The 385-nt window shown below is 69.9% G+C and carries 1 protein-coding gene; it reads left to right on the top strand.

Annotated features, from left to right (window positions below; genetic code table 11):
- On the top strand, positions 1-385 hold a 385-nt coding region (locus KVT32_RS29010), incomplete at both ends, for an EAL domain-containing protein (protein WP_217619305.1).

Raw genomic sequence — 385 nt, 5'->3', positions numbered from 1 at the left:
ATGGAGAGCGGCCTGCGCCGTGCGCTGGAGCGGCACGAGTTCGAACTGCACTACCAGCCGCAGATCGACCTGGCCACCGGCGAGCAGGTCGGCGTCGAGGCGCTGCTGCGCTGGAAACCGCCGGGCGGCGAACCGGTCGGGCCGGCCGAGTTCATCCCGATCGCGGAGGAGACCGGGCTGATCGTCCAGATCGGCGCCTGGGTGCTGCGCGCCGCCTGCGAGCAGATCGTCGCTTGGCGCAATGCCGGCCTTCCGCCCATGACCGTGGCCGTGAACCTGTCGGCGCGCCAGTTCCACCAGCAAAACCTGGTGCAGCTGGTCGGCCAGATCCTGGCCGAGACCGGTTGCGACGCGGCCCAGCTCGAACTCGAGATCACGGAAAGCG

The organism is Achromobacter sp. GbtcB20, from assembly GCF_019091095.1.
Lineage (GTDB): Bacteria > Pseudomonadota > Gammaproteobacteria > Burkholderiales > Burkholderiaceae_B > Achromobacter > Achromobacter mucicolens.
This window is presented reverse-complemented; position numbering and strand designations above follow the sequence as displayed.